The 15974-nt window shown below is 28.8% G+C and carries 16 protein-coding genes; 11 read left to right on the plus strand and 5 right to left on the minus strand.

Annotation, left to right across the window (positions count from 1 at the left end):
• Positions 1–21: 21 nt before the first annotated feature.
• Genes BX611_RS07965 through BX611_RS07980 form a run of 4 tightly spaced genes read left to right on the plus strand, consistent with a single transcriptional unit; the run spans position 22 to position 2838 of the window.
• Complete coding sequence (locus BX611_RS07965) at positions 22–741, plus strand: RDD family protein (RefSeq protein WP_115879936.1); 720 nt, start codon at positions 22–24, stop codon at positions 739–741.
• Positions 741–1352 (plus strand): trimeric intracellular cation channel family protein, encoded by a 612-nt coding sequence (locus BX611_RS07970; RefSeq protein ID WP_115879938.1) that lies wholly within the window; start codon positions 741–743, stop codon positions 1350–1352. The genes BX611_RS07965 and BX611_RS07970 overlap by 1 nt, the downstream gene beginning before the upstream one ends.
• 1 nt (position 1353) lies before the next feature.
• A complete protein-coding gene (locus tag BX611_RS07975; protein ID WP_115879940.1) occupies positions 1354–1986 on the plus strand; it encodes an NUDIX hydrolase in 633 nt (210 codons plus the stop codon).
• A 39-nt stretch (positions 1987–2025) separates the two neighbouring features.
• Positions 2026–2838 (plus strand): lysophospholipid acyltransferase family protein, encoded by an 813-nt coding sequence (locus BX611_RS07980; RefSeq protein WP_115879942.1) that lies wholly within the window; start codon positions 2026–2028, stop codon positions 2836–2838.
• Between the two features lie 52 nt (positions 2839–2890).
• Here the strand turns inward: BX611_RS07980 and BX611_RS07985 are convergent, their stop codons facing one another.
• Positions 2891–3361: a Dps family protein gene (locus tag BX611_RS07985; protein ID WP_115879944.1), complete on the minus strand. Its 471-nt coding sequence runs from the start codon at positions 3359–3361 to the stop codon at positions 2891–2893.
• Between the two features lie 128 nt (positions 3362–3489).
• Between BX611_RS07985 and BX611_RS07990 the strand changes: the two genes are divergently transcribed.
• Complete coding sequence (locus BX611_RS07990; protein ID WP_115879946.1) at positions 3490–4437, plus strand: hydrogen peroxide-inducible genes activator; 948 nt, start codon at positions 3490–3492, stop codon at positions 4435–4437.
• Here BX611_RS07990 and BX611_RS07995 read toward each other — a convergent pair.
• Complete coding sequence (locus tag BX611_RS07995; RefSeq protein ID WP_115879948.1) at positions 4434–4646, minus strand: hypothetical protein; 213 nt, start codon at positions 4644–4646, stop codon at positions 4434–4436. The genes BX611_RS07990 and BX611_RS07995 overlap by 4 nt on opposite strands.
• A gap of 122 nt (positions 4647–4768) precedes the next feature.
• Positions 4769–5035, minus strand: coding sequence for a hypothetical protein (locus BX611_RS08000; protein WP_115879950.1), 267 nt, complete (start codon positions 5033–5035; stop codon positions 4769–4771).
• 476 nt (positions 5036–5511) lie between these two features.
• Between BX611_RS08000 and BX611_RS08005 the strand changes: the two genes are divergently transcribed.
• On the plus strand, positions 5512–5877 hold the full coding sequence (locus BX611_RS08005) for a hypothetical protein (RefSeq protein WP_115879952.1): 366 nt from the start codon (positions 5512–5514) through the stop codon (positions 5875–5877).
• 90 nt (positions 5878–5967) lie between these two features.
• Here BX611_RS08005 and BX611_RS08010 read toward each other — a convergent pair whose 3' ends face one another.
• A complete protein-coding gene (locus tag BX611_RS08010; protein ID WP_115879954.1) occupies positions 5968–7173 on the minus strand; it encodes a glycoside hydrolase family 27 protein in 1206 nt (401 codons plus the stop codon).
• A gap of 449 nt (positions 7174–7622) precedes the next feature.
• Between BX611_RS08010 and BX611_RS08015 the strand changes: the two genes are divergently transcribed.
• The 5 genes from BX611_RS08015 to BX611_RS08035 all read left to right on the plus strand — a co-directional run bounded on the left by BX611_RS08015 (position 7623) and on the right by BX611_RS08035 (position 14445).
• Entirely contained in the window at positions 7623–8774 is a 1152-nt protein-coding gene (locus tag BX611_RS08015) for a glycoside hydrolase family 26 protein (protein ID WP_115879956.1), read from the plus strand.
• Positions 8775–8783: 9 nt separating this feature from the next.
• On the plus strand, positions 8784–10622 hold the full coding sequence (locus BX611_RS08020; RefSeq protein WP_115879958.1) for a sodium:solute symporter family protein: 1839 nt from the start codon (positions 8784–8786) through the stop codon (positions 10620–10622).
• Between the two features lie 25 nt (positions 10623–10647).
• Entirely contained in the window at positions 10648–11817 is a 1170-nt protein-coding gene (locus tag BX611_RS08025; RefSeq protein WP_115879960.1) for a glycoside hydrolase family 130 protein, read from the plus strand.
• Positions 11817–12998: an AGE family epimerase/isomerase gene (locus tag BX611_RS08030; protein ID WP_115879962.1), complete on the plus strand. Its 1182-nt coding sequence runs from the start codon at positions 11817–11819 to the stop codon at positions 12996–12998. Before BX611_RS08025 ends, BX611_RS08030 begins: the two co-directional genes overlap by 1 nt.
• A 103-nt stretch (positions 12999–13101) precedes the next feature.
• Positions 13102–14445: a glycoside hydrolase 5 family protein gene (locus BX611_RS08035; RefSeq protein WP_205417106.1), complete on the plus strand. Its 1344-nt coding sequence runs from the start codon at positions 13102–13104 to the stop codon at positions 14443–14445.
• A gap of 148 nt (positions 14446–14593) precedes the next feature.
• On the opposite strand, the gene BX611_RS08040 is transcribed toward BX611_RS08035, so the two are convergent.
• On the minus strand, positions 14594–15973 hold the full coding sequence (locus BX611_RS08040; protein WP_115879964.1) for a sialate O-acetylesterase: 1380 nt from the start codon (positions 15971–15973) through the stop codon (positions 14594–14596).
• Between the last annotated feature and the right edge of the window lies 1 nt (position 15974).

Genomic DNA, 15974 nt, shown 5'->3' on the forward strand with positions numbered 1-15974 from the left:
CAAAAAGATTAATCACTAAAAATGGATAATTTTCAAATTGAAACAGCACAAAATATTACAATTCAACATAATGTTGCGCCGTTAAGTACAAGAATAGGCGCTTTTCTTATTGATATGTTAATTATTGGTGCCTATTATACACTAATTTTACTTGTTTTAAATGCTTTAGGCTATATGCCAACTGAAAATATTTATGTTTTTTATACATTATTAAGCTTACCCGTATTTTTTTATAGTTTGCTTTTTGAAACACTTATGAATGGACAAACTCCTGGGAAATTTTTTAACAAAATTAGAGTTGTTAAAATTGATGGTTCAAAACCAACCTTTGGAAGTTTTTTAATTAGATGGGTTTTACGTATAATTGACATAACACTTGCCTCAGGCTCCATTGCATTATTAACTATTTTATTGAATGGAAAAGGACAAAGATTGGGTGATATTGCAGCTGGAACTGCTGTAATTTCTGAAAGAAAAACAGTTTCAATAAATAGCACGTTGGCTGTAGATATTCCAGAAGAATATATACCAACTTTTCCACAAGTTACAATGCTTTCTGATAAAGATATTCAAACAATTAAAGAACTTTATTTAAAGGCTAAAAGAAAAGGTAACCATAATACAATTATTAAATTACATAAAAAGATTATCGAAATTACTGGAATTAATTCTGAATTAAAACCTATTGATTTAATTGACATAGTAATAAAAGATTATAACTATTTTACACAACAGATGTAATGACACTTTTTCACGTTTTAGATATTTTAGGAATCATTTCCTTTGCAATTTCGGGATCCCTTGTGGCAATGCGAAAAAAATTAGATCCGTTTGGAGTATTTATAATTGCTTTTGCAACTTCAGTAGGTGGAGGAACTTTAAGAGATGTATTGATTGGTGCAAAACCTGTTTTTTGGATGAAAAACACAGAAGTAATTTTTTTAATTATTGCTTCATATTTTTTTGCAATTATATTCAGAAAAAAATTAAAGTACTTAAATAAATCACTTTTTTTATTCGATACAATTGGGCTTGGATTGTATACAATTATGGGAACTGAAATTGGATTAAACTATAACTTTCACCCTATTGTAATTATTTCAATAGCAACAATGTCTGCCTCTTTTGGTGGAGTTATAAGAGATATTTTATGTAACGAAATTCCTGTAATTTTCAGAAAAGAAATATATGCAACAGCCTGTGTTTTTGGTTCAATTACATTTTTAATTTTACATCATTTTAATGTTAATGAGTCTATTATTTATGCTTCTACATCATTTATAATTATTTCCATTAGATTGGTTGCGGTAAGGTTTCATTTATCTTTACCAACTTTTTACACAAAAAAATAACATGGACTATTCTAATTTTAAAAAGCACATTCAAAAACTATCAAACTCAGAAATTGGTGGATTGGAAGCTCAATTTAAATTAGCCCCAAAACTAAGAAAACAGTTTTCCGAAGAGAAAATTAAAGCAAATAACCCTAAAAAAGCAGCAGTATTAGTTATATTTTATCCAAATAATAGCGGGAAAATAAATTTTTTATTAACCCTTAGGGCAAGTTATAATGGCACACATTCTGCTCAAATTAGTTTTCCAGGTGGAAAGTTCGATTTAAAAGACACTTCACTTGAACAAACTGCTTTAAGAGAGGCTTTTGAAGAAGTTGGAATTATTAAAAAAGACATTTCAATTTTTAAACAAATGACAGACGTTTTTATACCCCCAAGTAATTTTATAGTAACTCCTTATTTAAGCTATATAGATTATACTCCAATATTTACAAAAAATCACGAAGTTGAGGACTTAATAGAAATAAATGTTTCCGATTTTTTATGTGATTCTGCAATAAGTTCTACAACGCTTTCCACTTCATACGCTAAAAATATTGAGGTACCTTGCTTTAAATTAAACAATTATATTGTTTGGGGAGCAACTGCAATGATGCTAAGTGAGATTAAAGAACTAATAAAAATTATCTAATTAATTTTTGCTAAATTTGTATTAACCAAAACCAACTAAATGCCAATTTTCAAAAGAAATCCGTTCGGGCATATTTTATTTATAAAAAAATGGCTGATTCGTATTTTTGGAGTTGTTTCTCACGGCAGATACCGTAGATTTAACAGTCTTCAAATTGAAGGGTCCGAAATTATAAGAGATCTTCCTGAAACAAATGTTTTATTTGTTTCAAACCACCAAACTTATTTTGCTGATGTTGCTGCAATGCTTCACGTTTTTAACGCTTCCTTAAAAGGTAGAGTTGACACCTTAAAAAATGTTGGATACATTTGGCATCCAAAATTAAATATATATTACATTGCCGCTTCAGAGACTATGAAATCTGGTTTTTTACCAAAAGTATTTGCTTATACCGGTTCCATATCAATTGAAAGAACTTGGAGAAGTGCAGGTAAAGAAGTAAATAGGCAAGTTAAAATGTCTGATATTAGTAATATTAAAAAAGCCTTAGATGATGGTTGGGTTATAACGTTTCCACAAGGAACTACAAAACCTTTTAGACCAATAAGACGTGGAACAGCCCATATAATTAAAACATACAAACCAGTTGTAATTCCTATAGTTATTGATGGATTTAGACGTTCTTTTGATAAAAAAGGTTTATTGATTAAAAAACGTAATATTTTGCAATCGATGGTAATTAAACCTCCTATGGAAATTGATTATGAAAATGAAACCGTTGAAGAAATAGTAAAGAGAATTGAATTTGAAATAGAACAAGACCCTTCATTTTTAAAAGTAATTCCGGCAGATGAATATAAACGTCAGGAAGAAGAATTAGATAAAAAACGTAAGTTTTGGGATATGTATTAAAAAAAAGCCGTTTTAAATACTTTAAAACGGCTTTTTTTTAATATTTAGTTTTTTAATTTAACCAAGCATTTAACATCCAAATAGTTTTTTCTTGCTCAGCTATAAAATCACTCATCATAGAATTTGTTCCTTCATCGTTAGCTTCATCAGATTCATTCAATATATTTCTTTCAATTTTTAATAACTCTGATAAAGAATTTACAACTAAACTTACTGCTTCAACATCATTTGTAACATTTTTTCCAACAGGTACTTTTGCTAACTTTGAATAATCGCCAAACGTGTGTAATGGAGTTCCTCCTAAGGTTAAAATTCTTTCAGCTATTAAATCAATTTTCTCTTGTGAATCTGTATAAAACTCCTCGAATTTCACATGCAATTCAAAAAATGATTTTCCTTTTATATTCCAATGCAAGCCTCTTAAACTTTGGTAATAAACTTGAAAATTTGCTAATAAATCATTTAAACTAACAGTTAAGTTTTCAGTTTCTTTTTTGTCTAATCCAATAATTGTAGTATTCATATTGTATAATATTTAAAATTTAATCTTTATTTATTCTTATATCTATCACAAATTTACCCAAAAAAAGATGCTTATTATTATAATCATTATCGATAGTTTTAATATCTTTATCATAAATTTTTATAGTAATGACAATAACACAATTAAAATATGTATTAGCTGTAGCTGAATATCAAAATTTCACTATTGCTTCAGAACATTGCTTTGTAACGCAACCTACTTTAAGTATGCAAATACAAAAATTAGAAGATGAGCTCGAAACAAAAGTATTTAACAGAAATAAAAAACCCATTCAGCTAACTGAAATTGGTAAAAAAATTGTTGAACAAGCAAAAATAATTGTTGATGAGAGCAATAGAATAAATGATATTGTAGATCAACAGAAAGGTTTTATTGGAGGGGATTTTAAACTAGGAATTATACCTACAGTTATGCCAACTCTACTACCAATATTTTTAAAAACATTTATAAAAAAATATCCAAAAATTAATTTAAAAATAGAAGAGCTCACTACTGAAGAAATTGTAAACAAATTAACTGAAGGACACATTGATGTTGCAATAGCAGCTACTCCACTTGAAAATGAAAATATAAAAGAACGTGTTTTGTATTATGAACCTTTTGTAGGCTTTGTTCCTAGTGAACACCGCTTATTTAACAAAACTACTTTAGACGTTGAAAATTTAGATATTGATGATATTTTATTGCTTGAAGATGGGCATTGCTTTAAAGAAAATATCATAAATCTATGCAGTACTTTTGGGCATAAAAATCAGCATTTTCAATTGCATAGTGGTAGTTTTGACACCTTAATAAAATTGTCAAAAGAAGGATTAGGAATGACTTTATTGCCTTATTTACAAACTTTAGATTTAAATGATAGTGATAAAAAGTACTTGAGAGAATTTGAAAAACCAGTACCGGCAAGGGAAGTAAGTATTATTTATCATAAATCACATTTAAAAATTCATTTAATTGAAGCGCTAAAAAACGTAATTGATGGATTAATTAGGGGGGTTATTGCTTTTAATAATGTTAAAATAGTTAGTCCTATACAACAAAAAAAAGGAGCCTAAAGGCTCCTTTTTTTAGATTCAACTAAAGCTAGACATTTATGAAGATCTGGTTTATTATAAGTGAATTCTTGTAACCAAAAATACAACTCTTTTACTTCATAAGGTAACAGTCTATTTACTGCTTTTTCTAATTCTTTTTTAAACAATTCTAAATTAAAGCTTACTTTTTCGAGTACTGTTTTAGTATACTCAAACATTGCTCTTGCCATAAATTAAAAATTTTTTAGTTGGTAAAATTAAGAACGTATTTGTTATATTAATTATTATACTAATTTAAACAAAAAAAACCGCATTTTAAAATTAAAAATGTATATAATTGAAAATCAAAAAACTACAAATTATTAACTTTTTCAATTAATTTATTGGCAGTTTCTTCAAGTTCACTTGTAATTGATTTAAAATGAGCTTTCGAGTTATCAACTTTTTTCAAATTTACTTTCTCAATTAAGGTATCAAATGCTTCAATAGCCTCATCAATTATTTTTTCTGTTGCTTTTTTATCAGCTTTAGGGTTTAATATTTCCCACGTGTAACATTCTTCAATAATATCTCCTAAAACGTAATTAATATCTTTTTTTAAATTTTTTATACTTGCCATAATTATTGTATTTATTTATTAATGCAAATTTACATGAAAAGCGGCATTAACTATAAATTAATATTAATTTTCTTTTGTATCTAAAATATTTTTTTAATTTTGATACATATTATGAAAGTTATTACAACAACATATTCAGTTTTATCATCCATTCTAATGAATGTAAAGTCGGTTTCCAAATCGATTTGCACTGTATATGTTATGCGTAATTTTAAGCAACAACATGTATTCGTTACAAAAAGCACTTTCAATATAAATTGAAAATAAATTTAAATATATAAATTTTTAAAAGGTGCTTTTTCAAAAAGCACCTTTTTTTATACAATAAATTAATACTTAAAAACAACTATTATGAAACATTCCATTATTTTACAGCAGGTCTATTCCACAATTATTATGCTTTGTAAGCAACTAATTTCAAACACTAAAATGCCAATTCCCATACCAATTAATATAAATACATAAATAAATTACATATGAAAACTCTAGAAAATTTAATTGCAACCCCAAAAAAAAGATTTACGGTTACACCAAATACAACCAACAATAATAACGCCCTTTTATCTAATATTTTATACAGTGAAATGGAACATTTTTCAAAAGAAGTAATTTTAAAGAAAACAGTTTTAGCACATCCAACTCCTCGGTTATACAAATTACAAATTTTAAAAAATGCGTATTTAAATGATAATTTATCATTAACGTCGCAAATTAAAAAATTAAATCAGTCTGAATTACAACTTTTGATTGTAGTTGAAATTGAAAATAATGATGAAGATGCAATTATTTGTAAAGCTATTTTTAAGTTTCCCCTTAAAAATCAAGTTTCTGAAGCTTGCTAAATTGTATTTTTTATAATTATCATATAAAAAAACAAAAATCCTTTTAGTAAAGGATTTTTGTTTTTTTATGCATTTATATTTTAAGTCAGTCTATTTTTTTACCATTTTTATCATTAAAACATCATGAGAACCAATTTCAGCTTTTAAATTTGATGAGGTATCACCTAAATTTTTATGATTATATAAATCTCTAATACTAAATTTTTGTTGTTTTAAATCAACCCATTTTCCATTAAGATCATCACCAAATCCGTGTTTTATCCAATCAAAATCAATACTTTTTGTTTCATCACTCATATTAACAAATGTCATTGCCCAAGCATCCTTTTCTAATGGTTTTAACCAAATTTCAAAATTATTTTCATTTGAAAAACGAAATCCTTGAATTCCTAATTTATCTTGGTTCACAGCAATAACTTCTTTATTAGCCAATGTTTTAACTGTTTCTTTGGAAGCAGTTCTTAAATCATTCCCCATAATTAATGGCGATGCTAACATACTCCACATAGCAAAATGGCTCCTATCTTCTGCGTCAGTCATTCCATTACCAACTTCCATCATATCATAGTCATTCCAATGTCCTGGCCCAGCAAACTTTCTAATATCCTCGCGTAAATTTATAATTTTCCATACTCCACGAGATGACCATGATCCGTGTCCAATTTCACAATCCCAACAATTAATAATATCACCAGTAACTCTCCAAGCGTGACCAACATCTTTTGCCCACTTCCAAGGTTCATTATCTCCCCACTCACAAATACTAAATACAATTGGTCTTCCTGCTTTTTTTAATGCATCGCGCATTGTCATATAAGCTCCTTCCGCATTTAATTTTTCTGTATTACACCAATCATATTTTAAATAATCAACATCCCAAGAAGCATATAAACGCGCATCTTGATACTCAAAACCACGAGAACCTGGATAACCTCCACAAGTTTTAGAACCCGCACAATTATAAATGCCAAACTTTAATCCTTTTGAATGAATATAGTCAGCCAAGGCTTTCATTCCATTAGGAAATTTAACAGGATCTGCAATCAAATTACCATTTGCATCTCTTTCTTTAGCCATCCATCCATCGTCTAAAACAATATATTCATAACCTGCGTCCTTTAAACCTAATTCTATAAATTTATCTGCAATACCTTTTACTAATTCTTCATTAATATCTGTTGCAAACGTGTTCCAACTATTCCATCCTAATGGTGGAGTTTCTGCTAACCCTTCAAACTTTTGTGAAAACGTATTAATAGAAACTAAAACTAAAAATACTACTACCAATTTTTTCATATCTTACATATTAATTAAAAGCTCTGAAAAAATAAAAAATATTTGACAGCGCTTTTCTGTATAAAATTAATCTAAATTATTATATCAGTAAAAAACATTGTAATTTTTACTACTTTCAAAATTATATGAAATGTTATGCTATTGTTAATATTATTTTGTCATATATCAATAAAATAATTTCAACCAACTACTTTTTTACTTAAATATTTGTTACAAACTGATTTTATAGATTAACCTTAAACACCTATAAATAACTATAATAAAGCAAGTTAAAACAGTGTTATTACACTAAAAATTTATTTACACATAAAATAAAATGTAATTATATTTTAGCGTTTTGATAAAATAATATCAACCTATAGTTAAGCATATACTTAAATTTGAAAATTATTATCTATGCGTAAACAAAATAGATTTACATTTAATTAATTATTTCTAAACCAGCTAAAATGAAACATAATTTAAAGTTTTACAGAAACCAGAAATTTTACAATATATTTTCAGTTTTAATCATTGTTAGTTTTTTGTATTCTTGTAATGGTGAAAAAAAAGAGGAACTTAAAAAACCTGTTTTGGTTGATAAAAGAGCTTCTAAAAAAACAATAGCATTACATAACAGGTTGTTAGAAATTTCAAAAAAAGGTTTTGCAATTGGCCATCAAGATGATACTTCGTATGGTTTAGGTTGGAATTATAAGAATGATACTACAAGTATAAAAAGTGATGTTAAAAAAGTAACTGGTGATTTTCCCGCTGTTTTTGGCTTTGATTTAGGTTGGATTGAAATTGACAAGCCTTATAATTTGGATACTGTTCCTTTTAAAGCAATGACAAAATTAATTATTGATGCCTATAAAAAAGGAGGAATTATCACAATTAGCTGGCATTCAAATAACCCTGTAACAGAAGGCAGTTCCTGGGATCAAACAAAAGCTGTCACAAATATTATAAAAGGTGGAAACCAAAGAGAAAAATATGAATTATGGGTCTCACGCGTTGCAAATTTTATAAAAACATTACAGGTTAATGGTGAAGCCATTCCAGTAATTTTTAGACCTTTTCACGAAATGAACGGTTCATGGTTTTGGTGGGGAGGTGCAAATTGTGAGGCTGAAGATTACATTACTTTATGGAAAGAAACTGTTGAATTACTTAAAAACAAACACAATTTACATAATATTTTATACGCTTATTCACCTAATAAATTAAATCCCTCTGATACCTATTTAGAATATTATCCCGGTGATGATTATGTTGATATTTTAGGAATTGACATTTATGATTTTAACAATGCTGAAGAATATCAAAAAGCAGTTATTCACGATTTAGAAATTGTTAAAAAAATAGCAACTGAAAAAAATAAATTATATGCTTTTTCAGAAACAGGTTTAGAATCTCTAAAAACTGAAAAATGGTTTACAAAAGTTTTGTATCCTGCAATTGAAAACTCAGGAATTTCTTGGGTTTTAACCTGGAGAAATTACGATACAAAACATCATTATATGCCTTATAACGGACAATTAAATGAGGCTGATTTTATTGAATTTGAAAAATTTCCAAAAACCTTATTCTTAAAAGATATAAACTCTAATTTAAACTAACCAAAATTTATGGAATTATTACATACGGTAGATATTTTAATTATAGCATTGTATTTAATTACAATTGTTGTAATTGGTCTTGTACTTAGAAAACGAGCACAAAGAAGTAAAGATGATTATTTATTAGGAGGAAAATCTATTCCCTGGTATATGTTAGGTCTTTCAAATGCCTCCGGAATGTTCGATATTTCAGGCACAATATGGCTAGTAACATTAATGTTTGTTTATGGTATAAAAAGTGCTTGGATACCTTGGTTATGGCCTGTTTTTAATCAAATATTTTTAATGGTCTACCTTTCTAAATGGCTAAGACGTTCAAACGCAACAACTGGTGCTGAATGGATAGGAACTAGGTTTGGGTTTGGAAAAGGTGCTAAAATGTCTCATATTATTGTTGTAGTTTTTGCACTAGTAGTATGCCTTGGATATTTGGCTTATGGATTTATAGGCTTAGGTAAATTTGTAGAAATATTTGTTCCTTGGGAGGTAGTAAGTAATTATATTCCTTTCAATATTGCACCTGAATATGTACCTCATTTTTATGGTACAATGTTTACAATTTTTGCAGTATTTTATTCATTACTTGGCGGAATGTCTGGTATTGTATGGGCAGATGTTGTACAATTTGCAATTATGACTGTTGCAGCATTAGTAATTGGTTATTTAGGATTTCAAGCTATTGGAACCGGGGGTTTAAATGTCCCTGAAGGTTGGATGAGTCCTTTTAAAGGTGGTTTAGATATGGATTGGAATAGCATTATTCCTGAAGTAACTGAAAAAATTGAAAGTGATGGATACGGATTATTTACATACTTAATTTTAATGATGCTGTTTAAAGGAGTACTTGTAAGTATTGCCGGCCCTGCGCCTACCTATGATATGCAAAAAATATTATCCACAAAATCACCTGCTGAAGCAGCCAAAATGAGCGGTTTTGTATCGGTAATTTTAATGCCTATCAGGTATTTAATGATTGCAGGTTTTGCCGCTTTAGCATTAGTTTATTATGAAAAATTAGATTTATTAAATTCAACTGGAAATATTGATTTTGAATTAATATTACCAACCGCAATTAAAGAATTTGTTCCTGTAGGATTATTAGGATTATTATTAGCTGGATTAATTGCCGCATTTATGTCAACATTTGCAGGAACCTTAAATGCCGCTCAAGCTTATTTAGTAAATGATATTTATTTAAAATATACAAAACCAGAAGCTACAACAAACCAGATTAAAAATATGAATTACTTAACTGGAATAATTGTAGTTATTGTAAGTATTGTTTTAGGTTTTTATGCTGAAAATGTAAATGCAATTTTAAATATAATTGTTTCTGTATTATATGGAAGTTATGTAGGAGCAAATATTTTAAAATGGCACTGGTGGAGGTTTAATGGTGAAGGATTTTTCTGGGGAATGGTTGCAGGATTAGCTTCAGCTTACATAGTTCCAACTTTTATATTTCCAGATGTAAATGAATTGTATTTATTCCCAATTTTATTAATCGTTTCTTTAATAGGAAGCATAATAGGCACATACGCTGCACCTCCTACTGAAGAAGCTGTTTTAAAAGATTTTTACAAAAACGTAAGACCTTGGGGATTCTGGAAACCTGTTTACGACAAACTAGTTGCGGAAGATTCAAACTTTAAGAAAAATAAAGATTTTGGTATGGATATGTTTAACGTATTTATAGGAATTATAGCGCAAACTGCGTTGGTAATTTTACCAATGTATATTATTTTTAGACAAAGTACACCTATATATGTTTCAATTGCAGTATTAGTAGTATGTATCTTTTTACTGAAAAAATTCTGGTGGAATAAATTAGAAGAAGAATTAGATTAATCAACAATTTATTATTGAATTAAGCATGAGTTTAAAAACCTTAAATAAAGAAAAAAAGCGTCACGCTAAATTACTTAGCAAAAAAAATAAACCTGTTTCTAAAACAAATGGAATTTATAAAAGGTACAAAAACCCTGTATTAACAGCAGATCATACACCTATTCATTGGAGGTATGATTTAAATCCAGAAACTAATCCCTACGGATTAGAAAGAATAGGAATTAATGCTGCTTTTAATTCAGGTGCAATAAAATTAAATGGAAAATTTATTTTATGTGTAAGAGTTGAAGGAAATGATAGAAAATCATTTTTTGCAATTGCGGAAAGTCCTAATGGTATTGATAACTTTAAATTCTGGGACAAACCATGTGTAATTCCTCAAATTGAAGGAAATCCAGATACAAACGTATACGATATGCGTTTAACACTGCATGAAGATGGTTGGATTTATGGTATATTTTGTACCGAAAGAAAAGATCCAAAAGCTCCTGTTGGAGATACCAGCTCCGCTATAGCAAATGCAGGAATTGTTCGCACAAAAGATTTATTAACTTGGGAAAGATTACCTGATTTAATATCCAATACCGGGCAACAACGTAATGTTGTTTTACATCCCGAATTTGTAAATGGACACTACGGACTTTATACTAGACCACAAGATGGGTTTATTGATATTGGAAAAGGTGGCGGAATTGGATTCGGTTATGTAAAAGATATGACCAACCCAATTGTAACAGAAGAAAAAATATTTACAAATAAAGTATATCACACTGTTTATGAATTGAAAAATGGCCAGGGACCAGCACCAATAAAAACATCAAAAGGGTGGTTACATTTAGCACATGGAGTTAGAAATACAGCAGCAGGTTTAAGATATACTTTATACATGTTCATGACTTCATTAGATGATGTTACAAAAGTAATTCATCATCCTGCAGGATATTTTATGGCTCCAAACTATAAAGAAACATTAGGTGATGTTTCAAATGTTTTATTTACTAATGGGTGGATTGAAAATGAAGATGGCTCCATATATATTTATTATGCTTCTTCTGATACTAGAATGCATGTAGCTACTACTTCCGTTGAAATTTTAGTAGATTATGTAACTAATAGTCCTGAAGATAAGCTTACTTCGGCAGGTTCTGTTGAAACAATTTTAGAATTAATTGAAAAAAATAAAGGATTGTATTAATGCATAAATTAGCAAAAGAAGTTTCGGTTTCATTAGCCAATGAACTTCAAAATATACTTAATTATTGGAGTGAAAATACTGTTGATGAAATAAATGGTGGTTTTGTAGGCGAAAGAGATCATTATAACAATTTAGTTCCAAATGCTTCAAAAGGAATTATTTTAAATTCTCGGATATTATGGTCATTTTCAGCTGCATCAAATCACTTAAAAACTGATAAATACAATGCATTGTGCGAACGCTCATATAATTATTTAAAAACAAACTTTAATGATGAAAAGTTTGGAGGAGTTTATTGGGAATTAGATGTGAAAGGAAATCCTATAAACACAAGAAAACAGGTTTATGCACAAGCTTTTATGATTTATGCTTTATCTGAATATTATATTTTATCAAATAATAAGGAAGCTCTTAATTGGGCAGTTGAACTTTACGAATTAGTAGAAAAGTATGCTAAAGACAATATATTTAGAGGGTATATTGAAGCATTTAATGAAGATTGGTCACCAATTGCTGATATGAGATTAAGCGATAAAGATGCAAATGAGGCCAAAACTATGAATACGCATTTACACGTTTTAGAGGCCTATACAAATCTTTATAAAGTATATAAAAATGAAGGTTTAAAAAATAACTTAACAGAACTTATCAACTTGTTTTTGACTAAATTTTTAAACTCAAACAATAATTTAAACCTATTTTTTGATGAACAATGGAATTTGAAAAGTAGTGTTGTTTCGTTTGGACATGATATTGAAACTGCCTGGCTTTTAATTGAAGCTGCCAAAGTTTTAGAAAACAAAACATTAATTACTGAAACAGAAAGAGTTGCAGTGTTAATTGCGGATGTTTTTATACAAACTGGAATTGATACAGATGGTGGTGTTATGAATGATTATGAACCAAAAACTGGTAAGTTAGATGGTGACAAACATTGGTGGCCTCAAGCAGAAGCACTTGTTGGGCTTCGCTATGCATATAATATTACAAAAGATGAAAAATACCTTTCAATATCAACCAAGATTTTAAATTTTATTCAAACTAAAATAATTGATAAAACAAATGGTGAATGGTTTTGGAGAGTTGATAAAAAAGGAAAATTATATACCTCAGATTACAAAATAGGAATGTGGAAAGCACCCTATCACACTTCTAGAGCTTGTATTGTATTAAACAAATAATAATCTTTTTTATAACTATAATTACAATTCACTAACAAAGTAGAAGCTGTTTTAGAAAATGACTTACCAGAAATGTATAATTTACCAAATTAATATTTAATTTATGAAAACTTATAAATCACTTTTTTTTGTATCAATACTATTTTTACTTTTTTCGTGCAAAAATAAAATTCAAGATGCTGAACAAAAAACAGCTATTGAATCAAAAGATACTATTGCCTTAATTTCAGTTAAAAATTTTAAGTTTTATAAAGGTGAAAATCCTTATTATTTTGTTGGTACTAATTATTGGTACGGACCATTAATTGCGGCTAAAAATATTGGAGACAGAGAACGACTTATTAAAGAATTAGATTTAATGAAAGAAGTTGGTATTGACAACTTGAGAATTTTAGTAGGTGCTGAAGGTGATGGTGGAGATTCAAGAGTGCATCCAGCTTTACAATACGAACAAGGCGTTTATAACGAGGATTTATTGGATGGTTTAGATTTTTTAATGGCGGAAATGCGCAAAAGAAATATGTATGCTGTTTTATATTTAAACAATAACTGGATTTGGTCTGGGGGGATGTCTCAATACCTTGAATGGAATGGTTATGGAAAAGTTCCTAATCCTTTTTTAGAAGAGTATACTTGGGATGAATATATGAATTACACAAAACAATTTCATTCTTGCGAACCTTGTAAAGAAGCGTTTTACAAACACTTAAAATTTATTATTGGTAGAACAAATGCTTATACTGGAAAAAAATATTCTGAAGATAATGTAATTATGTCATGGCAAGTTGCAAATGAACCAAGAGTATTAATGACTCCTGACCACGAAAAGACATTTGCAAATTGGCTAAATGAAACCGTAACTACTATAGAATCTTTAGACGCTACACATTTAATTTCAACAGGTGCAGAAGGAAAAGCCAGTTATTTACAGGATATTGATATGTACGAAAGACTACATAAAAATAAAAATGTTGATTACTTAACTATGCATATGTGGCCAAAAAATTGGGGTTGGTATGATATAAATAATGAAAAAGAAACTACCCAATTATCAATTGAAAATGCAAATAAATATATGAATGAACACATTATAGTGGCCAAAAAACTTCAAAAGCCAATTGTAATGTCTGAATTTGGTTTTCCAAGAGAAAAAGAAAGTTTATCACTTGATGCACCTATTGAAAACAGAAATACTTTTTACAAAGCAATTTTTGAAAGAATTGTAGAAAGTAAAAAAGAGCAAGGTGTTTTGGCTGGTTTAAACTTTTGGGGGTTTGCTGGTTATGCTAAAACTAATGACGAAAGTGGGAAATGGCTACATGGCGATGATTTTAGTGCAGATCCACCACAAGAACCTCAGGGATTAAACTCAGTATTTGCATCAGATACTTCAACATTAGAATTGATTACAATAGCAAATAAAAAACTTACTGATAAAGAAAAATAATCTGTTTAAACTAAGGTTACCATTTCAATTTAATTAAAAAAAGGCTGTCTGAAAAGTGAATTTTTCGTCAACCTGAACTTGTTTCAGGTTGACGATTTTAAATATTTTTTACAGCCTTATTTATTCAAACTAATTTTATACTCACCAATTATTCAGAAGTAAAACTTGAAGCTGGCAAATTAGCTTTATTAAAAAGGTTAGAAATACTTGTATTTCCCCAAGCAAATCTTACGTATTTTGGTGATTTAACTTCTTTTGATGAGAGCGTAATTATATTATTTTTTAATTTCACTTTTGCTAAATGAAAAATTTTATTTTCACCTGCAATTTCAAATAAAGCTATTTTTTTATCAGAAAAATATAATCCTTCATCATTATCAAAATGAACAGTAATTGATTTATTATTTATTGTAATTCCATTAAATAAAGGTCCGTTTACAATATCAAAATAGGTTTTATAATGCTTTACCAACGCTAAATTAGCCAATCTTTCACCAACTGGTTTTTTATCTTTAGGGTGAATATCGTCCGTTGGTGAAACATCACTAATTACAACCATTCCTGCTTTAGAAACATTTTCTAATACTTTACGCTGCGCATCTCTTATTTCAACACCTCCAAAATGATCTTTGCCATAATTATAAGGCGCAATTTGAACATAGTAAAAAGGAAAATCTTTTTCCCATTTTTTTCTCCATGAATTTATTAATGCCTCAAGAGTTTTATCGTAATTAACTGCTCCAACATTAGCTTCACCCTGATACCAAAGGGCTCCAGCAATATTATAGCCAACAAACGGATGAATCATTGAGTTATAGGCTCTTGCTGGTTCAGTTGGTCCCCACTCTACTGGTTGTAACTTATTTGCAGCATTATTTAAAATTTCATTTTCCTTTATTACATTTTCTGGCATCCAAATTTCAGCAGGTGTTCCGCCCCAAGCAGCAACCATTAATCCAATTGGTACATCTTTTAAATCCTCTTGTAATCTTCTTCCAAAAAAATAAGCAACTGCACTTGAATTCTTCATAACTTCTGACGTGCAAACTTGCCAATTTCCTTTTAGATCATTTTGCGGTGAAGTTGCTGAAGTTTTTGAAATATTAAAAAAACGAATGTTTGAATAATTGGCATTTTTTATTTCCTCAACTCCATTTTTTATCCCCCATGCAGCAGACATTTCCATATTAGATTGCCCTGAACATAACCAAACTTCCCCAATTAAAACATCGTTTAAAACAATTTCATTATAACCTGTAATTTTTATATTAAAAGGGCCTCCCGCTTTTGGAGTTGAAATTTTAATTTCCCAATATGCTTGATTATTTGCTTTAACTTTATAATTTTTGTCACTCCAAGATGGAACAATTACAACTTCTTCATTTGGATTTGCCCATCCCCAAAATTTCACATCATCATTTTGCTGTAAAACCATATGATCTGAAAACACTGAAGGCAAAGTAATATTTGCAAATGAAATGTTTGTAATCAAAACTATTAAATAGGTTATTTTTTTAAACATTTTCATA

Source organism: Lutibacter oceani (assembly GCF_003384935.1).
Classification (GTDB): domain Bacteria; phylum Bacteroidota; class Bacteroidia; order Flavobacteriales; family Flavobacteriaceae; genus Lutibacter; species Lutibacter oceani.